The sequence below is a fragment of the Pseudoalteromonas sp. NZS127 genome (genome assembly GCF_015864805.1).
GTDB classification, from domain to species: domain Bacteria; phylum Pseudomonadota; class Gammaproteobacteria; order Enterobacterales; family Alteromonadaceae; genus Pseudoalteromonas; species Pseudoalteromonas nigrifaciens.
Map to the genome: position 1 here is coordinate 68,556 of NZ_JADYWN010000003.1, position 21,317 is coordinate 89,872.

The 21,317-nt window shown below is 39.3% G+C and carries 15 protein-coding genes; 14 read left to right on the plus strand and 1 reads right to left on the minus strand.

All coding sequences use genetic code 11. The features are described from left to right. The first annotated feature begins 284 nt into the window (after positions 1-284). The 14 genes from I6E78_RS03910 (at position 285) to I6E78_RS03975 (ending at position 20,680) form a co-directional block, all read left to right on the plus strand. A complete protein-coding gene (locus I6E78_RS03910; protein ID WP_058374554.1) occupies positions 285-3,071 on the plus strand; it encodes a TonB-dependent receptor in 2,787 nt (928 codons plus the stop codon). A gap of 96 nt (positions 3,072-3,167) precedes the next feature. Next, a complete protein-coding gene (locus tag I6E78_RS03915) occupies positions 3,168-4,664 on the plus strand; it encodes a tryptophan halogenase family protein (RefSeq protein WP_197181981.1) in 1,497 nt (498 codons plus the stop codon). Further along, positions 4,665-6,521, plus strand: coding sequence for a glycoside hydrolase family 13 protein (locus I6E78_RS03920; RefSeq protein ID WP_197181982.1), 1,857 nt, complete (start codon positions 4,665-4,667; stop codon positions 6,519-6,521). Between the two features lie 98 nt (positions 6,522-6,619). Next, positions 6,620-8,500: an alpha-amylase family glycosyl hydrolase gene (locus tag I6E78_RS03925; protein WP_442960313.1), complete on the plus strand. Its 1,881-nt coding sequence runs from the start codon at positions 6,620-6,622 to the stop codon at positions 8,498-8,500. Then, positions 8,490-9,983 (plus strand): MFS transporter, encoded by a 1,494-nt coding sequence (locus tag I6E78_RS03930; protein ID WP_197181983.1) that lies wholly within the window; start codon positions 8,490-8,492, stop codon positions 9,981-9,983. The genes I6E78_RS03925 and I6E78_RS03930 overlap by 11 nt, the downstream gene beginning before the upstream one ends. A gap of 171 nt (positions 9,984-10,154) precedes the next feature. After that, complete coding sequence (locus I6E78_RS03935; protein WP_197181984.1) at positions 10,155-11,870, plus strand: alpha-amylase family glycosyl hydrolase; 1,716 nt, start codon at positions 10,155-10,157, stop codon at positions 11,868-11,870. Positions 11,871-12,293: 423 nt separating this feature from the next. Then, positions 12,294-13,133 (plus strand): tyrosine-type recombinase/integrase, encoded by an 840-nt coding sequence (locus tag I6E78_RS03940; RefSeq protein WP_197181985.1) that lies wholly within the window; start codon positions 12,294-12,296, stop codon positions 13,131-13,133. Position 13,134: 1 nt separating this feature from the next. Further along, positions 13,135-14,259: an IS91 family transposase gene (locus I6E78_RS03945; RefSeq protein WP_197181986.1), complete on the plus strand. Its 1,125-nt coding sequence runs from the start codon at positions 13,135-13,137 to the stop codon at positions 14,257-14,259. A 395-nt stretch (positions 14,260-14,654) separates the two neighbouring features. Next, positions 14,655-16,358: an ATP-dependent nuclease gene (locus tag I6E78_RS03950; protein ID WP_197181987.1), complete on the plus strand. Its 1,704-nt coding sequence runs from the start codon at positions 14,655-14,657 to the stop codon at positions 16,356-16,358. A gap of 1 nt (position 16,359) precedes the next feature. Then, positions 16,360-17,991: a UvrD-helicase domain-containing protein gene (locus tag I6E78_RS03955; protein WP_197181988.1), complete on the plus strand. Its 1,632-nt coding sequence runs from the start codon at positions 16,360-16,362 to the stop codon at positions 17,989-17,991. A gap of 291 nt (positions 17,992-18,282) precedes the next feature. Then, positions 18,283-18,840: an AbiU2 domain-containing protein gene (locus I6E78_RS03960; RefSeq protein WP_197181989.1), complete on the plus strand. Its 558-nt coding sequence runs from the start codon at positions 18,283-18,285 to the stop codon at positions 18,838-18,840. A 287-nt stretch (positions 18,841-19,127) separates the two neighbouring features. Further along, positions 19,128-19,505, plus strand: a complete 378-nt coding sequence (locus I6E78_RS03965) for a hypothetical protein (RefSeq protein ID WP_197181990.1) — start codon at positions 19,128-19,130, stop codon at positions 19,503-19,505. Between the two features lie 257 nt (positions 19,506-19,762). Continuing rightward, positions 19,763-20,077, plus strand: coding sequence for a hypothetical protein (locus I6E78_RS03970; RefSeq protein ID WP_197181991.1), 315 nt, complete (start codon positions 19,763-19,765; stop codon positions 20,075-20,077). Positions 20,078-20,383: 306 nt separating this feature from the next. Further along, the gene (locus I6E78_RS03975; RefSeq protein ID WP_197181992.1) at positions 20,384-20,680 is read left to right on the plus strand and encodes a hypothetical protein; all 297 of its coding nucleotides are present in this window, start codon (positions 20,384-20,386) and stop codon (positions 20,678-20,680) included. A gap of 16 nt (positions 20,681-20,696) precedes the next feature. On the opposite strand, the gene I6E78_RS03980 is transcribed toward I6E78_RS03975, so the two are convergent. Next, positions 20,697-21,314 (minus strand): trimeric intracellular cation channel family protein, encoded by a 618-nt coding sequence (locus I6E78_RS03980; RefSeq protein ID WP_197181993.1) that lies wholly within the window; start codon positions 21,312-21,314, stop codon positions 20,697-20,699. Positions 21,315-21,317 lie beyond the last annotated feature (3 nt).

Below are 21,317 nucleotides of genomic sequence, written 5' to 3' on the forward strand. Positions count from 1 at the left end.
TTTAACAACATGCGCCATTTATTGATAAATATAATTATTTAACTAAATTTATTAAGTAATTAATGCGAACTTATAAAAGCCCATTAAAAACAAGCGTTTGTGCTGTTGTGAGTGGCTTTTATGTTAATATGTTGTCAATGTGCAAGTGTTGAATACGTATGCATAAAGTTGTTAATAAAATGAAGAGAGCGTTAACATTAATCCTGACAACAAAATTAGCTCACTTTGTTTGACTATCACTCAAACAAAGCGAGGATCACACTATGGGTAACGGGAAAAACATCATGTCTATGTTCAAACCAAGTATATTAACGTTGGCATTAACAGCTGCTGGTTTATCAAGCTTTGCTACTGCGGCCGCGCAAGAAAATACAATAAAAAAAGAAGACGTTGAAGTCATCGAAGTTAAAGGTTTTCGTGGCAGTTTAGTTGAGTCAATAAACACCAAACGTTTTTCTACACAGGTTGTAGAGTCAATTTCTGCTGAAGATATTGGTAAATTACCAGACTCATCTATTGCAGAATCTATTGCACGTTTACCGGGTTTAACCGCGCAGCGTCTTGATGGCCGAGCAAGTCGTGTAAGTGTGCGTGGCTTTAGCGAAAATGAAAGTGCCACTACCTTTAATGGTCGCGAGCAAGTTTCTATTGGTGACAACCGTGGTGTTGAATTTGACCTGTACCCATCAGAAATAATGAGCGGTGTAACCGTTTATAAAACGCCTAATGCAAGTCTTGATGCAGAAGGTATTGCTGGTGTAATCGACATGCAAACCGTTAAGCCTTTAAGTAAAGGTGAGCGTGTGATCATGTTTAATGGCCAATTAGAACAAACAGGTTTTGATAAATTAAACCCAGATGGCAACGACAGTGGTTACCGCGGCACGATTTCGTACATTGACCAGTTTGCAGATGACACTATAGGTGTTGCGTTTGCCTATAATAAAATGAGTTCACCAAACCAAGAAAAACGATGGAACTCATGGGGCTACCCTGAATTTGAAGCAGCTGGCGAGCAATATTCTATATTAGGCGGTGCAAAACCTTATGTGCGTTCATCAACACTTGAGCGTGATTCAGCAATGTTTGTACTTGAAGCCGCACCAACTGATCGTTTAAACATGACGTTTGATGCGCTTTATGTTGATTTTTCAGACGAGAAGATATTACGTGGTATAGAAGTACCTTTTGCATGGGGCCAAGGCACAATAGATGCTTCAAGCGCTGAAATAGATGAGTCATCTGGTTTTATCACCAGTGCAGTTACACAAGGGCAACGAGTTGTCGTTCGTAACGATTATGAAGAGCGCAATGCTGAGCTAACGCAGTTTGGTTTTAACACTAAATACGATATTAATGATTCATGGTCGTTAGAGTTTGATGCCAGTGTGTCTGAAGTAAAACGTCAAATATGGAGTATCGAAAGTTACTCTGGTACAGGGCGTGGCGATGCAAATGGCATTGCAGATAACATAGGTTATGCCTTTGATGGTGGCAATACTGGCGCGCAATTTAGCCATGAATTAGATTACAGTGATTATGATCTTATTCAATTAGGCGGTCCATTATCTTGGGGAGCAAGTTCTGCCCTTAACGATAAATATGGTTTAACGGGCACTGCCTACGAAAATACAGCACAAGACGGCTTTATTAATGCCCCAGAAATTAACGATGAATTACAAACATTAAAGCTTGCTGCAAGCAAAGCACTCGAAAATGAGTATTTTAGTAAAGTAAGCTTTGGTATTTCATATCGCGATCGCGAAAAAAGTAAAGTGTCTGAAGGGTATTACATGACCTTAAAAGACTTCTCGCTTGCAAATCCAGGTATGTTGGCTATTCCTGAGCAATATCGTGAAGGGTCTGCTAGCTTAGACTTTATTGGTATGGGTAACATGGTTGCCTACGATACAAACGGATTAGTAAACGATGGCTACTACGACCTATTACAAGAAAGCCTTACAAACCAAAAGCACAAAACACAATCTTGGACTGTTCAAGAAGAAGTAATTGCAGTATTTGCACAGCTAGATATAAACGCAGAAATTGGCTCAATTCCGGTAACGGGTAATATTGGTGCGCGCTATGTACAAACAGATCAATCATCACAAGGCTCTGCTGCTAATACAGTTAATGGCTTAGTGGTTGTAACGCCTACCGATGTTAGCCATGACTATAGCCACTTTTTACCAAGCATAAACTTATCGTTTGCAATTGATGAAGAGCAAACAATACGTTTTGGTGCAGCAAAAACAATTTCACGCGCACGTCTTGATGAAATGAATGCATCAATAAATGCCACTTACAGCCAAACACAACCAGACGATAACGGTAATTTTTGGAGCATTTCGGGTGGTAATCCAAAGCTTGAGCCTAAAGAAGCAACAGGCTTCGACCTAAGCTACGAAAACTACTTTGATGCAGAAGGCTACTTTGCTGCAGCATTTTTCTACAAAGACATTACGCAATGGATTTTTGATGGTACCTATGATGTAGATATGACTGGTGTTGCAGACCCATCTACAGGTGAAATTCCAGCTACGTCTACCGGCACTGGTTCGGGTAAAGTAAATGGCGGTGAAGGCGACCTTTGGGGTTATGAGCTATCTTTATCATTACCATTTAGCGTATTTCACCCAAGCCTAGAAGGTTTTGGTTTAATTGCTAGCCATACAGGCGTAGAGCAAGACCTGAGTGATCAAAATGGTAATGAATATGAGTTGCCAGGCTTATCAGACCAAATCGATAGCTTAACCTTTTATTATGAGCACAGCGGTTTTCAAGCACGTACCAGTATGCGCAAACGTAGTGACTTTAAAGGTGACGTATATGGTTTAGGCTTTGAAACCACTCAAGTTGATATCAAAGGCGAAACAATTTGGGATGCACAATTAGGTTATGACTTTAGCGAAGGCGGTTTTGATAGCTTAGCTGGCTTAAGTGTTACCTTCCAAGTGCAAAATATTACCGAAGAACCTTTTGTATCGCTGCAAGGCGATAACGACCTACAAATACGTGACTACCAAGATTATGGCCGTACATTTTTACTAGGTTTTAGCTATAAACTATAGTTTTCTTTAGCGTTGAAAGGCCCTTGTGATTTGCTTTACAAGGGCTTTTTTATATCACATTCAATACTGGTTTACTCAACCATGGTGAAAAAGTAAATGAATAATAAAATAACAAATGTGGTAATCGCCGGCGGAGGCACAGCAGGCTGGATCACGGCAGCCTTATTAAATAAAGTATTGGGTAACGTGATCAACATCACCTTAGTTGAGTCTGATCAAATAGGGACTATTGGTGTAGGAGAGGCGAGTATTCCGCCAATTTTGCATTTAAATGGCGCGTTAGGCATAAATGAACAAGAGTTTATTAATGCCACTCAAGCAACGATTAAATTAGGTATTGAGTTTGAAAATTGGCGCGAGCAAAATCATAAATACATGCATGCCTTTGGTAGCATAGGTAAAGATTTTCCGTTTTGTGAGTTTCACCACTTTTGGCTAAAAGCAAAACAGCAAAACCACGCTCCCGATCTGTGGGATTTTTCTGTTAACTACCAAGCGGCAAAAGCAGGTAAATTCGCCCATTTACGTAATTTGCCTAATACCCAATTACCAGGGTTACATTATGCTTATCATTTTGACGCAACCTTATATGCCAAACTGTTAAAAAAACTTGCGCAGCAGCGCGGTGTTAAACGTATTGAAGATAAAATAAAAAGCGTGCAGCAGTGTCAGCAGTCAGGTGATATACAAGCATTAATACTAGAGAGTGGCTCAGTAATTAAGGGCGACTTATTTATTGACTGCACCGGGCTAAGTGCATTATTAATTGAAAAAACCTTAAATACAGGCTTTGAAGACTGGTCGCATTGGCTACCTTGCGACAGCGCAGTAGCAGTGCAAAGTGAATCAGCGAATGAGCCAGTACCGTATACTCGCTCTATTGCCCAAAATGCTGGTTGGCAATGGCAAATACCTTTACAGCATAGAGTTGGTAACGGCTTAGTGTTCTCGAGCCGCCATTTAACAGATGACGAAGCAAAGCAGCAATTACTCGCTAATTTACCCGGCAAAGCAATAACAGAGCCGCGGGTGATCCGTTTTAAAACGGGGCGTCGTCGCTTACAATGGCATAAAAATGTGGTTGCTATTGGACTCTCAAGTGGGTTTTTAGAGCCCTTAGAGTCAACCAGTATTCATTTAATTCAAACAGCGGCTATTCGGTTAATTAAGTTGTTTCCGCATAATGGGATTAAACACTCGCAAGTAACTACATATAACCTGCAAAGTAAAACTGAAATAGAACGCATACGCGACTTTATAATTTTACATTATAAGCTTACCACCCGCACAGATAGCGCATTTTGGCGTGAATGTAAGCAAATGAGTATTCCCGAAACGCTGCAACAAAAAATAACCTTGTTCAAACAAACAGGCAAGATCATTCGAGAAGACGACGAGCTTTTTGCCGAGCCAGCGTGGCAGCAAGTAATGATAGGACAGGGGCTTGCAGCAGATGATTATCACCCGTTAGCCAACGCCCTAACTGATGAGCAGCTGCTCGCATTATTTTCTGATTTAAAAGCTTTGATTAACCACACGGTTAAACAACTCCCTTCCCATAGTGAATTTTTATCTAGGATGAAAAATAATTAAATGAAAAAGCTAATTAAAGCACTGTTTGCTACAACATTGTTTACTGCAATACCGCTTACTGCAATAAAGGCACAGGCCATGTCTGTATCGCCACAAAATTGGTGGATTGGCATGCAAAATGAGGCACTGCAAGTTATGTTGCATGAGCCAAACATTGCTAAACAACAGTGGCAATTAACCCCCTACAATGGGGTTAAGTTAATCAGTATTGGCAAAACAGATAACCCTAATTATGCGTTTTTAAACCTAAAAATAACGCCGCAAGCAAAGCCTGGTAATTTAGTGTTTACCAGTCCAGCGGGTGAGCGTTTTGAATACCCGCTGCATACTCGCAGTAGCAATAGTGCCAAGCGTAAAGGCTTTAACAGCCAAGATACCCTTTATTTAATTAACCCAGACCGTTTTGTAAATGGCGATAGCAGTAACGACACCCTAGCAGGCATGTTAGAGGCAGCTGCTCCAAAAAGTAAAGGTGGGCGTCACGGTGGCGACTTACAAGGGGTGATCAATGCACTTCCATATTTAAATGATTTAGGGGTAACTCAATTGTGGTTAACCCCAGCGCTTGAAAACAATATGCCCAGCTACTCTTATCATGGTTATGCTATTACTGACTTTTATAATATAGATCCCCGCATGGGCAGTAATGAGCTGTACCAAGAGCTGTCAAATAAAGCGCAGCAGCAGGGTATTGGGTTAGTGATGGACTTTGTACTTAATCACTTTGGCTCTGAGCATGTGTGGATGAGTGACAAGCCAACGTCTGATTGGATTAATTTTAATGGTGAGTTTGCCAATGGTAAGCATGCCACTAGTCATGCAAGGCAAACCATTCAAGACCCTCACGCCAGCCAGTTCGATAAACGCCAATTTAGCGATGGCTGGTTTGTAGAAACCATGCCCGATCTAAACCAGCGTCAACCTTTGTTGGCAACCTACCTAATTCAAAACACCATTTGGTGGATTGAGTATGCAAATTTAAGCGGTATTCGAGTAGATACATATTCATACTCAGACAAAGCTTTTTTAGCCAACTGGACCAAAGCAATTATGAGCGAATACCCAGCGTTTAATATTGTTGGTGAAGAGTGGACTACTAACCCAGCAATTGCATCGTATTGGCAAGCGGGCAAAAATAACAGTGACGGTTATAGCTCAAGTTTACCCAGTGTAATGGATTTTTCGCTGCAAGAGGCGCTCATTCAAGCTTTAAATGAAGATGAAAGCTGGAACACAGGTTGGGTTAAAGTATACCAATCCCTTGCCAATGATTTTTTGTACCCCAACCCAAATAACCTTTTAGTATTTGCCGATAACCACGATATGAGCCGTGTTTATACTGAGCTAAAGCAAAACCTAAATAAAACCAAAATGGCGATGACCATGCTACTTACCACCCGTGGTATTGCACAAATGTATTATGGCACCGAAGTATTACTCGATAACACAGGCAGTAACGACCACGGCGATATTCGTATTGATTTTCCGGGCGGTTTTGCTGGTCAAACTGTTAATGCCTTCACTGGTAAAGGGCTCACTAATGCACAGCGCGAGATGTACCAAACCCTACGTACGTTACTTAATTTTAGAAAACAAAGCCCTGCATTAGGTTATGGCAAGCTAACGCATTTTAGTCCACAGCAAGGCATTTACAGTTATGCACGTATAGCTAATGAACAAATAGTGTTGGTATTTTTGAATAAAAATAAGCAGGCAAAAAATTGGTCGTTAGGGTATATGCAAGAGGTGGTTAAGCAGCATACAACAGCAACAAACCTGTTTACTGAGCAGCAAATTAATTTAACTGATGCAATAACATTAACACCCATGAGCGCCACAGTATTAGTGATTGAGTAAATTGCTTAACTGAATACGTATGCAGCGACTGTCAGTCAGTCGCGCTTCACACTAGTATTAAATTCATAACAAAAACGACAAAGTAGTAAAGTAGCACTATGACAATAATGAAGATAATTAAATATAGCCCTTTGCTTTTAGCCAGCAGCATTTACCTAACAGGCTGCTCAGATAGCGAAATACAAGCTAATCAAATTAATGAGCAATTAACTAAATCTCCAGATGAGATCAGCAAACCTGTTGTATATCAAGTATTCACTCGTTTGTTTGGTAACACTCAAACGGCGAATGTACCTTGGGGCACTAAAGAGCAAAATGGGGTTGGCAAATTTGCCGACTTTAATGACGCCGCATTGCAAGGTATTAAAGATTTAGGCACCACCCATGTTTGGTATACCGGCGTGTTGCATCATGCGCTGGTGGGCGATTATAGCCAATACGGGATAAAACAAGACGACCCCGATGTAGTTAAAGGCCGTGCGGGTTCGCCTTATGCAATAAAAGATTACTACGATGTAAACCCAGATCTTGCAGTAAACCCAGAGCGCCGCTTAGCAGAGTTTTCTGCACTTATTGAGCGCACTCATCAACATGGTATGAAAGTGGTTATTGATATTGTGCCAAACCACGTGGCGCGTAACTATCATTCAATTGCTAGGCCTGCTGGTGTAAAAGACTTTGGCGAGCAAGACGATACCAGTAAAGAATATGCGCGTAATAATAACTTTTATTATGTACCAGGGCAGTCGTTTCAAGTACCTAGCTCTGAGCAATATCAAGTTTTAGGGGGAGATGCACACCCATTAGCCGATGGCTTATTTAACGAAATCCCTGCTAAATGGACAGGAAACGGTGCGCGTGCAGCTAAGCCCGATATAAACGACTGGTACGAAACTGTAAAAGTAAACTACGGGGTTAAACCCGATGGCAGTTATGACTTTCCAACCCTACCTGCAAACTTTGCAACTAAAGATGCCCGAGCGCACTATGAATTTTGGCAAGACAAAAACCTACCTAACAGCTGGTATAAATTTCGCGATATTGCACTATTTTGGTTAGATAAAGGCGTAGATGGCTTTCGCTATGACATGGCCGAAATGGTGCCAGTTGAATTTTGGAGCTTTTTAAATTCGGCAATCAAAATGCAAAACCCTAATGCCTTTTTACTTGCCGAAGTATATAACCCAAAAATGTACCGAGGTTATATTCATCAGGGCAAAATGGATTACTTATACGACAAGGTGGGTTTTTACGACACGCTAAAAGCTATTATGCAAAATAAGCAAGCTGCGAGTACTATTTTTGATGCACAACAGCAAGTTGCCGATATAGAACAGCACATGCTGCACTTTTTAGAAAACCACGACGAGCAACGTATTGCCAGCCCCGATTTTGCAGGTAACGCGCTATGGGGCAAACCAGCCATGGTGGTATCTACGTTAATTAGCCGCTCGCCTAGCTTGTTATATTTTGGCCAAGATGTAGGCGAAGATGGCTCTGAAAACGCCGGGTTTGGCACGCCAACCCGTACCAGTATTTTTGATTATATTGGCGTTCCTGCACATCAAGCGTGGATGAATAACGGCCAGTTCGATGGTGCTAATTTAACACCTGAGCAAGCTAGCTTACGAGAATACTACAAAGCCATTATGGCGTTAAATAACTTACCTGCGGTAGTGGGCGGTGATATGCACGCTTTAAACGTACAGGGTAGCGGCAGGGTTGTTGCGTTTTCACGTAGTTTAGGTCGCCAAGTTATTTTGGTTCTAAGCAACTTTAGCGAGCAACAACAAACAATCACTATTAACTTAAATAGCCAAACAACTGCAAATATAGGTGCAAATTCAGCGTTACACGATTTACTCGAAACACATAGCGGTGTGTTAGTGAGTAATAATGACCAAGGTGCGAGTTTTACACTTACCCTTAATGCACTAAGTAGCGCGGTATTAACTAATAAGGTAAATAATGAACAATAATAATAGCAATAAACCCGACCTAAGCTTTTGGCAAATATGGAACATGTGTTTTGGTTTTTTAGGGATTCAATTTGGGTTTGCCCTGCAAAACGGTAACGTTAGCCGTATATTTCAAACGCTTGGTGCCGACATTGATGATATACCTATTTTATGGGTAGCCGCTCCGCTAACGGGGTTAATTGTACAACCTATTATTGGTTACTGGAGTGATAAAACCTGGGGTAAGTTAGGTCGCCGCCGTCCGTTTTTTTTATATGGTGCAATTTTAACTACACTGTCGTTATTTATAATGCCTAACTCACCAACGCTGTGGATTGCAGCCGGTATGCTGTGGATTATGGATGCGTCAATTAACGTTACTATGGAACCGTTTCGTGCTTTGGTTGGCGACAACCTACCTAAAAAACAGCGTGCAACAGGTTATGCCATGCAAAGCTTTTTTATAGGCATTGGCGCTGTAGTAGCATCAGCACTACCATGGATGATGGCTAACTGGTTTGGTATTGCTAATACCGCGCCGGCTGGGCAAATTCCTGATTCAGTAAAGTATTCATTTTACTTTGGCGCGGTAATTTTACTGGTTGCTGTAGGTTGGAGTATTCTAACCACCAAAGAATACTCGCCAGAGCAACTCGCTGCATTTAATCAACAAGAAGAGCCTGCTTCTCAAAGCCAACCAACAGCTAATATTAACTTTAGCAAAGGGGGCATAATATTTAGTGTTTTAGGCCTAGCCGTTTTAGCCTTGGTAAGCGCCTTAAATTTAGAAAAAGAACTGTATTTATTGGCTGGCGGTTTAGTGAGTTTTGGGGTTGTTCAGTTTATAGCGGCAGCCTTGCAAGCTAAACAACTTACATCGGGTGGTTTTTATCAGGTATTAAACGACGTATTTACTATGCCCGAAGCCATGAAACAGCTGGCGTGGGTGCAGTTTTTTAGCTGGTTTTCGTTATTTGCAATGTGGATTTATACCACTTCAGCGGTAACGGGGTTTCATTACGGCAGCAGCGATACCAGTTCCCCAGCTTATAACAACGGCGCTGACTGGGTAGGTATATTATTTGCCGCGTATAACGGCTTTGCAGCACTTGCCGCAATATGTATTCCGATAATAGTTAAGCGCGTTGGTTTAAAACTTGCCCATTGTTTTAACCTAATTTTAGGCGCGCTGGGCTTAGCCAGCTTTATTGTTATTAAAGATCCCACCTTACTTATTTGGCCAATGATAGGCATTGGCTTTGCGTGGGCGTCTATTTTATCGCTGCCATACGCCATGTTAAGTACCTCGGTGCCAAGCAGTAAAATGGGTGTTTATATGGGCATATTTAACTTTTTTATTGTTATACCCCAGCTATTAGCCGCCAGCATTTTAGGGCTTATATTACGCCACTTTTTTGAGAATCAACCAATTTACGCATTGTTAATAGGCGCGGTGTCGTTTTTACTGGCAGCAGTTGCTGTATTACGCGTTAAACAATCATAATTTTTATAAATAACAGCAAATTACTGCCTCTACCATTGCATTTTTAAGGCAAGGGCAGAGGCAGCAAAATAATTAACCATTAGCCTAAAACCATTCGCAACATATTACAGTTGCACTTTAATTGAATGGTATACAGCAATTAGCATAAACAACAAAAACAAAGGGGATAAAATGAAAACCTTTACTTTGAGTGCATTAGCACTGGCACTAACATTAACCGGTTGTAAGCCAGCGCCATCAACAAATACTAACACTAATAACGCTGTGACTACTGCGCAAACTAAAGCAGTAGAACAGCCAGCAGATTGGTGGCAAAGTGCCATATTTTATCAAATTTGGCCGCGCAGCTTTTACGACAGCGATAACGATGGTCATGGCGACTTTAATGGCATGACAGCAAAACTCCCATACCTAGAAGAGTTAGGTGTAAATGCACTGTGGTTAACGCCTATTTTCGAAGCGCCTTCTTATCATGGCTATGACTTTACAGAGTTTTATAAAGTTGAAAGTGACTATGGCAGTATGGCTGAGTTTGAAGCGTTTATAAAAGCCGCTGATGACAAAGGTATGAAAGTTATACTAGATTTAGTGATCAATCATATCTCTAGTCAGCATGACTGGTTTCAACAATCTGAAAAACAACAAGCGCCATTTAGCGACTATTTTGTATGGCGTGACGATATGCCTAAAGCGGGCAGTGGCTGGGGGCATGCTTGGAGCGATAACGACAAGCCAGAAGCCGTATGGCATTGGAGTGAAACGCGTAAGCAATATTATTATGGTGCATTTGGTGCAAGCCAACCCGACTTAAATTTACGCCACCCAGATGTGGCTAATGAAATGAAAAAAATGGCAAAGTTTTGGCTCGACAAAGGCGTAGCAGGTTTTAGGCTTGATGCAGTACGCTTTGCTATGGAAGGCGGTGCAAATGCACAAGCCGACACCCAAGAAACGATAGAATATTGGCAAGACTTTAATCAATATATAAAAAGTGTAAATCCACAAGCTTACCTGGTAGGCGAAGCATGGGCCGATCTTCCTATTGCGGCAAAGTACTATGGCGAAGGTAAGGGGCTAGATCAAGGCTTTGACTTTGAAGTAGGCTATAAAATTTTGAGCTTACTTAAAACCGATACCGACACAGATGTGCTGTTTGGTACTATGCCATCTAATGAGCAGCACAAAGCTAAAAATGCACTCATCCTTGATGAAAACCTACAACAACGTAAAGACTCGCAAGCACCACTGCACTTTTTCACACCGTTTTTAACTAATCACGATCAAGAACGTGTTGCTTATCAACTTAAAGAGCACGATGGTAAAGCAAAACTAGCAGCGGCCATGTTATTTAGCTCGCCAGGCACACCGTACATTTATTACGGTGAAGAAATAGGCTTAACGCAGCAGCGCATCGGTGACGATGTGTATAAACGTGCGCCCATGCAGTGGGACAATAGCCATCAAGCGGGCTTTACGCAAAGTGACAATAGTTGGGTTGAAGAAACGGCATTATTTGGTGATGATTTTGCAAACTGGTGGCCAGAGTTTCTTGCTAAGCAACTAGCAGCAGGCGATCGTAGTGTTGCAGCGCAGCAAGCGCAACCAAATTCTGTTTGGCGTTTATATCAGCACTTAATCGCAATGAAAAAGCAGCGCCCAGAATTTACTATTAACGGCAGTTACCAGCTAACGCAGCACGACAATGGCATAGTAGAAATAACGCGAGAGTTAAACGGCAGCAAAAGTGTTTTTGTACTTAACCTAACCGATAAAGCTCAAAGCATCAGCAGTATTGCACGCGACGGTTTAACAGCCAGTTGGCAGCACGATCTCAATGGCGATCAACTTGCCGGCTATGGTTTGTTGTTGCTAAATAACACACTGTAAATAGCATACTTATTATAGGGGTTAACATACGTTAGCCCCTATTTGTTACTACGCACAGTCTCCCCGTTCGCCCTTTGTAGAAACACGATTTAAAGGGAAGTTTCACAAAGTCACACATCAGATCACATTAAAGTAAAGCTGTGCATATAAGCACTTACTTGCATTTTGCCTTATAACATTATTAAAAGTCGTTTTGGGGTATTTTAATAACGGTGATTTTATAACATACGTAATTACTTGTTTACATTGTAGTTGTTTGGTGCAACTATTTAGCTATGTAATATGCGCCGTTTTGGGGAGTTATAAACCCCCATAGTGGTGTTCAATAAGCTGTTGAACAAAGCCGCTACGCGGAGCTAGCAACTTCTAGCATAATTGCCACACTTGTCATTGGGACTTCCCCCTATTCACCGGAGAAAACCAATGACCCCATTAAGACAACGCGTCATAGACGAGATCCGTTTAAGAGGCTACTCACCACGTACCGAAGAATCTTATATAAATGCACTTGCTCAGTTAGCTAATTACTACGATAAATCGCCTGACTTAATTAATAAGGAAGAGCTTGAGGCGTATTTTAGGTATGTAAATCTAACACAGCACTTGTCGCGTGCAACGATTGCATTAAAACTCAATGCCGTTAATTTTCTATATAAATATGTACTACAGCGCTCATTCAGCATTGATATCGTATTGCCTAAAAAGACACACAAAATACCGATATTACTAACACGAGATGAGGTTCATCGTCTGTTTTTAAATACGGTATCTGTACAACAAAAAGTTATGCTTTGTATTTGCTATGGGTGCGGGCTCAGAATTAGTGAATTACTGAATTTACGGGTTGTTGATATTGAATTCAGCCAAGACTGCCTATGGGTTAGAGCAGGAAAAGGTAATAAAGACCGTCGTGTCATATTACCTAAAAGTGCAGCAAGGCGGTTAAGCACTTACATAGCAGGGTTTTCCCTTGGCAGTATTCTGTTTTGTACTAACTGGGATAAAGAAAGAGCGATTGATGCAAAAACGTTTAGTCGTGGATTAAAACGTGCGGTAGAGCGTGCTGAAATTGCAAAAAATGTATCCGCGCATAGCTTGCGTCACGCTTATGCCACACATCAAATTGAAGCAGGTATGCCGCTTCATCAGTTACAAAAGCAGCTGGGACATACGAGTATTCGTACGACAGAGCGTTATTTGCATTGGTTGCCAGAGATGGCACATAGCAGCCATGATTTAATGGCTGCGTGGGAGGAAAATTAAAATGGCAACAATGCATCATGTCGCAGATGTCTTAGCGCAACACCTCTGTAACTATAAAAAAACCCATGCATTAACCTATCAACAACAGCGAGTGTGTCAGCATATACAGGACTGTCGAACCGTAAAGTTAGGTGCTCAGCAATGGCAGTGGGATCGCTGCGAGCATAGTAAAACGGTGTACTGCGCATGTAGAGATAGACACTGTCCGCAGTGCCAAGGGCATGTTAGCGAGCAATGGAGTGAACAACAAAGTAAAGATGTCATCAATGCGCCTTATTTTCATCTGGTATTTACACTCCCTCATGAGCTTAATGGGTTAGCAAAGCAATATCCGCGTGAAATTTACAGTTGTTTATTTAGTGCTGTATGGCAAACCCTCAGTCAGTTTGCGCAGCGTAAAAAACAGTTACAAGGCACGTTAGGAATGACTGCGGTCTTACACACATGGGGGCAAAGCCTTGCTCAACATATTCATTTGCACTGTTTAATTCCAGGTGGCGTATTAACATCGTCAGGTGAGTGGCGGGGTGTTAAAAAGCCGTATTTATTTGCAGTAAAAGCCTTAGCAATCGTGTTTAGAGCAAAAATGCTAGCTGCCATTAGGGCACATAAACTAACGATACCTCAAAGCGAATTGTTAATGACAAAGACATGGTGCGTACACAGCAAAGTGAATTTGACCGAAGCGAAAACGGTGTTGAAATACCTTGGACGCTACACACGTAAAGGCATGTTGCATGAAGGACGGCTTAAGCAAGTAACAAAAGATGATGTCACGTTTAGTTATAAAGACTACCGAGACAGCAAAATAAAGCGAATGACACTAACGGGCATAGAATTTATTAGGCGCTATTTACTGCATGTGCTGCCAAGTGGGTTTATGCGAATACGACATTACGGGTTTTTAGCCAGTGCGTGTAGAGCAAAAAAGCGAGGCATTATCAGCGGACAAACAGACAAGCATGAGACTAAAAATCAAGTAAAATCAGATGCAACAGGTGCGGTGAGAGTTAATTGGCCGTGCCCATCATGTAAGCAAGGGCGGCTGATATTGAAAAGCCTCTGTATAAAGGATGCAAAAATTGACGGCCTAGCGACGGGAAACATAATAATGGATAGTGGATGAATAGTAAGTCGAACAGTTAAAAGCAACTCGTTAACTAAGTTGGTGTGACACTGAATCAGCTTAGATGTGGTGCTGCCCAAAATAAATAAAAAGGATGACAGTAGACAATAAGCAGGCAGAAACGATATAAAAAAGCGTAGAAATGTAATAAATAAACAGTAATTAACCTGTCTAGTAGTAAAAGGGTGTCGAATAAATCTACAATCAACAACTTCCCTAAAAAAGAGAATTCCTATAGCATTAAGCATACCAATAAAAATGTTGGATGAGGAGCATGCTTCGTTCAACAAGGTATTTATACGATACAAACAACGTAACGTATAAATACTAAGACGTTACAAGTACCAACCTGAAACTCGGTGTATTCTGATAATGTTAACTAAAAGGATGTTTAAGTGATAATTGAAAAAGTTGAAGTTATCGGGTTCCGGAATTTTGCTCAAGCAACGATTCGTTTTAACGAGAGTACTCTGGTTACAGGTTCAAATGATATCGGAAAAACTAACCTAATCTATGCCATTAGGGTATTACTCGACAAATCTCTTTCAGAAAGAGATATTGAACCACAATCCACTGATTTTCATATATTTGAAGATGGAAGCCAGTCCAAGCAATATTCAATTACGATCTTTTTTAAAGACATTAATGAAGATGCAGCTCTATCTTCATTAAAAGGTCATGTGAGTGATGATGGTTGTTCCATTTTTAAATTCGTAGCGGACGATAGTTTTGATTATAAAATATATATCGGTAGCGACGAAGCAAACCTTGAAGAAATTCCTAGTCGCTATTACCTAAAATATATTAATTTAAGGTATGTGAAATCACGTCGTGATTTGAAAAAATTCATAGATATTGAGAAGAAGCAATTACTTAATTTATCTAAAGAAAGCCGTGACACCATAGAGTCCTCAAACGATGATTTACAACTGAGTAAAATATCAAGGGGGCTTAATGTTATTAACGAAAGAGTCAGACGTCTAAATTATGTAAAAGAGTCAACATCTTTAGTGAATGATGAATTGAAAAAACTTTCACATTCCTATGATGACTATTCAGTACATCTAGATTCAGGGGCAATCAAAGTACATCAATTTATTGATAATTTAGAGCTTGGTGCTTCTAGCGCTGGAGCGAAGTTAATGCTCGGTGGGGATGGGCGAGATAATCAAATTCTATTAGCATTGTGGAAAGCAAAAAGTGAAAGAGAATTTGATCCTGTTCACGAAGTGACTTTCTATTGTGTAGAGGAGCCCGAAGCGCATCTTCATCCACATCAACAGAGAAAGTTGGCTGATTACTTGATAAAGGAGCTGCCAGGGCAAACGATCATTACTAGTCACTCTCCTCAAATAGCTGCTAGATATAAACCCAATTCAATTGTACGTATTACAAGTAAATCTGGTAATAGCTATGCCGCAAATAATGGATGTTCTGACTGTATTAGTACTGCTTGGGATAATCTAGGCTACAGAATGAGCATTTTACCTGCGGAAGCGTTTTTTTCACATTGCGTTTTTCTGGTTGAAGGTCCCTCTGAGCAACTATTTTATCAAGAGCTTGCATATTCATCAGGCATTGATTTAGATTATTTTAATATCTCTATTCTCTGTGTTGACGGGGTTCAATTTGATGTTTACGGAAAAATACTAGATGCTCTTGAAATACCTTGGGTTATGCGAACAGATAATGATGTATCTAAAGTTCCATATAAAGACCTTAAAAACCTAGCCGGAATTAATCGATGTTTAAACATTAAGGGGTTAGCGCCATATCCTCATTATACAATTCAAACGACACCGCAGAGCCTCGTTCAAAATGGAGTTTGGGCAAATGTTTCTAATATAATAAATCCTCTAGGATTATACCTTTCACAAGTAGATCTTGAACATGATATAGCTTTGGAATTACCTCACGAATTATTAGGATATGCAAATACAACTGATATATCAGTAGCAATAAGCTATCTGCAAGCACAGAAAGCAATTCGAATGCGAGAGTTTTTGGTTCTTCATAAAAATCAGTTGAAAAATATTAGTACAGGCTTATTAATTCAACCATTAATTCATGCAAAAAGAATCGCTGAAGGAGTGAAATAAAATGATAGGTTTTGAGTTTACGCCAGATCAAAATGCAGCGATAGAATCAAAATCTAATATGGTTATTACTGCCTGCCCTGGAAGTGGTAAAACATCCGTTATCGTTGAAAAAATAAGACGAGAAGTGGTTGACTTGCAAGGGTATAAAGGCGTTATAGGTATCACTTTTACTGTTAAAGCCAGTAAAGAGTTAAAGCAACGATGTAAGCGAGGCGGATTAGAAACAAAATCAAGTTTCTTTGGGACAATAGACCACTTCTGTTTGTCTGAGTTAATATTCCCATTTATACCTAGATTATATGGAAAGTCAGATTATACCGTTGAGTGTAAATCATATAACGATCTGAATGAAAACCAAAAAATAGGCTTGCCACCGTTAGATGAAATTGGAAATGAATTTAACACTGATGACTATATGACCTATGAAGATAAATTTAGATTGTTATACGATAATGGAATTATTCTTCTAGAGTCAATTGGCATTCTTGCGGTACGAATAGTTACTAACTCTTTAGCTTGTAGAAATTATATAAGTTCTAAGTATACGTCACTGTATATTGACGAATATCAAGATTCATCTCAACCACAACATGAGTTGTTTCTTAGCATATTAGATCTTGGATTGAAGGCAGTAGCCGTAGGGGATGTAAATCAGTCTATTTATGCATGGCGAGGAAGTGATCCTCAGTATATTCAAGCTCTAATTACAAAACCTGAAGTGTTTGAGCATCATATAGTAAATGTTAATCATCGTTGCCATCCTTCAATTGTTAACTATGCAAATCGTATTTTTGACAGTAATTGTTTGCTATTGCCCACAAGCGATATACGAGTTTATCAATGGGTATTAAATGGCACACAACATGATGTAGCAGAGTTTTTGACTGAAAGTATCAATAAGTTGCTTGCTGATAAAATCGTACAATCACTTTCAAATATAGCTATTTTAGTGCGGAATAATAATAGTCTTTCCCTCCTTGAAACTAAACTAGGCGTTCCAAATAGGATATTTGGCGAAAATCCACTGAGTCTTATAAATACTTCAAAAACTAAATTAATGAGCAGCCTGTTGGCTTATTATTTGGATCATAAGGTATTAATTAATGATGTTGTTGAGGTGGTCGAACAGTATTCTTCTTTTTCACCATCAAGTTTGAAAGATTTGAGGGCTTCGATTAAATCAATTTCTGGTCGCGACAGTTCAACTATAAAAAATGCAATCTTAGAGTTAACGCACAAAATTTTGGATGAAAAAGTTATGGAGATTGAAGTGAATGCTTTAGATCGCGTGCTAGCGGATAAAAACATTTTGAAGCAATATATGCCTGAAAATAAAAATGAAGTCCAAATCATGACACTACATAAATCTAAGGGACTAGAGTTTGATATTGTTTTTCATCTAGATCTTTACGACTGGATAATGCCCAAACGTGAATTCATAAGAGGTTGTTACGATGAAGTTTTTTCTAGTTGGGAACAAGATTTGAATTTGCATTTTGTAGGAATAACTCGTGCAAAGGAACATTGTATTCTTGTTAATAGTACAAATCGATTCAACCATGAGGGCGATATAAAGCAAGGAAAAAAATCACAATTTATGATGCTTGATGGTTTGACTGGTTTATATAGATAAAACCTTAATACGATTGCTGACTAAGGTACTTGTAACAAGGCATTTAAACGGAACTAAAACAGTGGGTTACGTTTCGCTTCGCTACACATTATAACCCACTATTTTTGTCCGCTTAATGCGGCGTTGAGGCTGTAGAATTACTCTTTTTTAAGAAAAACAGCCTGTTTTATGGGTTCCAAATGCATTACCTAATGCTCTAAAAACGCTTAGAATTAATTATAGGAGCTCGTTTTTAAATTGATTTTGGCTGTTGGAGTTATTCTACAGCCTCGTTATGTACTAGGAGATACCTTGGAAGTTTTCGCATTATTTAAGAATAGATTATCAGATATATCACTAAACTTTACCGTTTATAGTGAGTTATTCGATAGCTCTGACTCGGTAAATACGCTAAATAACTTTCACTCATTCGTTTTTGGTAATTATCAAAAGTGTTTAGTTGATGTGCTCTATTTAGAAATAGCAAAGCTATTTGATCCTAAAGGTAATAAAGATAAAAACTTGTCTTTTCTATATCTAATCTCATTAACTAACAGCGATAGTAAACCTGAATTAGAAGCAGACTTTGAAGAATTAAAAATACTCTTTACGTCATCAAACTTAAAGGCTTATCGAAACAAGCTTCTTGCGCATAATGACTTAAAAGCGATTCAAGGAATCAGAGCTGTAAAGCCAGAAGTAACTACTGAAACGCTAGAAGAATTACTTAAACGGGCTTGGACATTATTTGGCAAAATTGAGTTTACTCTTGGAATTACAGAGAAAGCTTACCAGACGTCTCCATATATTCAGTTACCGACAGGCACTGGTATAGATGAGTTCATAACAAAATTGAAAAATCGTACATGACAAGGTGTTTAAAACGTAACTAAAAAAGAGGGTTAGGTTTCGCTTAGCTACACATTATAACTCATAATTTTAGTCCGCTTAACGCGGCGTTGAGGCTGTAGAATTACTCTTTTTTAAGAAAAACAGCCTGTTTTATGGGTTCCAAATGCATTAGCTAATGCTCTAAAAACGCTTAGAATTAATTATAGGAGCTCGTTTTTTAATTGATTTTGGCTGTTGGAGTTATTCTACAGCCTCGTTAGCTTTCTTTCATTATCAATCATCACATATATTAAAAGGTATTATTTATGACAATTTTCGAAGCAGGTGTTCAATATAAAGATCTTGATGGGGCTGTTCAGGCAGACCGAGACGACAATCAAAATGCAACCGATTATCTAAGAGAGCACCACAACATTCCAGAGGATAGCTTTGTACTTGGAATTCAAGTTTATTCGTCTGTACATAACGTTAGAGAAAATACTCTTACTGTTAGGTTTTTACATTCAAATGTTGGGGGTTATGACAATATCCAAGAAAAAATGAAAACTGAAGGTGATGATCTGGCTCTAAATGAAGTTGAAATTGATATGCCTTACAATGTGTTTTTTGGTTTGTTTAAACGTTTTAGTTTAACTTTATCATCTAATGGTTTGCTAGAAGGCAAGTCTTATACCGCAATATAAAAGCTAACAAGTTACTTAAAAGGAAAAATAACAGTTGGCCATCGCTTCGCGATTATATCCAACCATTATTCTCCTCTTAGCAAGGCGTTGAGGCTGTAGAATTACTCTTTTTTAAGAAAAACAGCCTGTTTTATGGGTTCCAAATGCATTACCTAATGCTCTAAAAACGCTTAGAATTAATTGCAGGAGCTCGTTTTTTAATTGATTTTGGCTGTTGGAGTTATTCTACAGTCTCGTTAGCCTGAATCGAGGGTTCTATGAAATTATTTATCTTTTTACTTTTTTCTTTGATTTCATTCTCTGTTGTATGTGATGAATTGAAAGAAGGGATCGACGTAAATCTTAATTTATTAAATTGTCTCGATGACAAAATTCCAAATAGAAGTATTAAAGATCCAGAAGATTGGGATGCAAAGTCATTAGTTCTTCTTCCTAGTGTTATCGAAAATACAATGGGAAATGACTCAAGTCATGTATCAAAAAAACTATTTGAGCTCTCGATGAAATATTGTGATAAAGAAATACTATCTTTTAAAGAGTATTTTGAGAAACAGGCTAACAACACGCCCTGAGGTGGACAGTATGCACTAAAGCCCACTTCCCATCGCAAATTTTAACAGTGGTAACCCCCTTACTTTCTAATGCCGTTAGGTAAGTTAATTCATCGTTGGGCGTATTCGTTTTACAACACCTAAATACGATTCATATTCATTTAAAAAAACCAATTAAAACAATACCAAGCTCTCACTTTATATTCTGCATAAAATACAGTAATAAATTGAACCAAAATAGGAACTCGGCTATGGTTTGTTTATTAATAAAAATAAATAAAAACGAGTTTATTTACAGGCTCGTTATTTGAAAAGGGATTTTTAATAATGGCACTTTTTTATATTTCACTCGGAGCCGTTTTCTTTTTAATAGCTATAGCTTGGTTTGGGTTTGTAGCTTTATATTCCCAAGTAGAAAATTCAGGATTCGGGTTTGGTTTTATTATGGGGGTATTTCCTGCGTTACTTAGCATGTTGCTTATAGTGCCTAGTACGCTGTATAGGACTGTTTTTGTATTTACGCAAAAGCCAAAGCAAACAATGAAAGCTAAAGTTACTTTAGCAATTGGGCTGCTAATCACCTTACTTTATAGTGGTGCCATTATTAAGTTAGCTTTCACATAACAACATGCAATATTAGTTACTTAGCGGGTTCTAATAAACTAAACACAGGTAAGCGCCATTTAAAGCGTACCGATGCCATACGTATTAAGTACCCTGTAACTAAGCTAACGATAATGCTTATATTGTCATCAATATTATAGTGATGCAGTGCTAGGTATAAACACGCCACAATAAGTGAAACGCTGGCATACAGCTCGTGGTGTAATACCAATGGCGCTTGACGACATATTAAATCACGTAACAAGCCACCAAATACGCCAGTAACTATGGCTGCAACTACGCAAATGCCATAGTGCAAACCCATATTTAGCCCAACTTGGCAGCCAATAATACTAAAAGCAGCTAGGCCAAGGGCATCTAAGCGCATAAATATGCCTTTAAACTTAACTACCCATTTAGCCAACCAAGTGGTGATAATGCCGGCCATACAGGTAATTAATAAATACTCTGGATTTTGTACCCACGTAAGCGGGTAATTACCAAGTAAAATATCTCGAACGCTACCACCACCTATGGCGGTGGCACTGGCTACCAAGCTAACGCCAAACCAGTCCATTTTCATTCGGCCAGCGCTTAGCGCTCCGGTCATGGCTTCTGCTGTAATACCAATAATATAAACAATAGTTAATAGCATGAG

Coding starts and splice junctions, on each gene's coding strand:
- I6E78_RS03970 (WP_197181991.1), top strand. CDS start 19,763: ATGAAATTATTTATCTTTTTACTTTTTTCTTTGATTTCATTCTCTGTT.
- I6E78_RS03945 (WP_197181986.1), top strand. CDS start 13,135: ATGGCAACAATGCATCATGTCGCAGATGTCTTAGCGCAACACCTCTGT.
- I6E78_RS03920 (WP_197181982.1), top strand. CDS start 4,665: ATGAAAAAGCTAATTAAAGCACTGTTTGCTACAACATTGTTTACTGCA.
- I6E78_RS03965 (WP_197181990.1), top strand. CDS start 19,128: ATGACAATTTTCGAAGCAGGTGTTCAATATAAAGATCTTGATGGGGCT.
- I6E78_RS03935 (WP_197181984.1), top strand. CDS start 10,155: ATGAAAACCTTTACTTTGAGTGCATTAGCACTGGCACTAACATTAACC.
- I6E78_RS03915 (WP_197181981.1), top strand. CDS start 3,168: ATGAATAATAAAATAACAAATGTGGTAATCGCCGGCGGAGGCACAGCA.
- I6E78_RS03940 (WP_197181985.1), top strand. CDS start 12,294: ATGACCCCATTAAGACAACGCGTCATAGACGAGATCCGTTTAAGAGGC.
- I6E78_RS03925 (WP_442960313.1), top strand. CDS start 6,620: ATGACAATAATGAAGATAATTAAATATAGCCCTTTGCTTTTAGCCAGC.
- I6E78_RS03975 (WP_197181992.1), top strand. CDS start 20,384: ATGGCACTTTTTTATATTTCACTCGGAGCCGTTTTCTTTTTAATAGCT.
- I6E78_RS03955 (WP_197181988.1), top strand. CDS start 16,360: ATGATAGGTTTTGAGTTTACGCCAGATCAAAATGCAGCGATAGAATCA.
- I6E78_RS03930 (WP_197181983.1), top strand. CDS start 8,490: ATGAACAATAATAATAGCAATAAACCCGACCTAAGCTTTTGGCAAATA.
- I6E78_RS03980 (WP_197181993.1), bottom strand. CDS start 21,314: ATGCTATTAACTATTGTTTATATTATTGGTATTACAGCAGAAGCCATG.
- I6E78_RS03910 (WP_058374554.1), top strand. CDS start 285: ATGTCTATGTTCAAACCAAGTATATTAACGTTGGCATTAACAGCTGCT.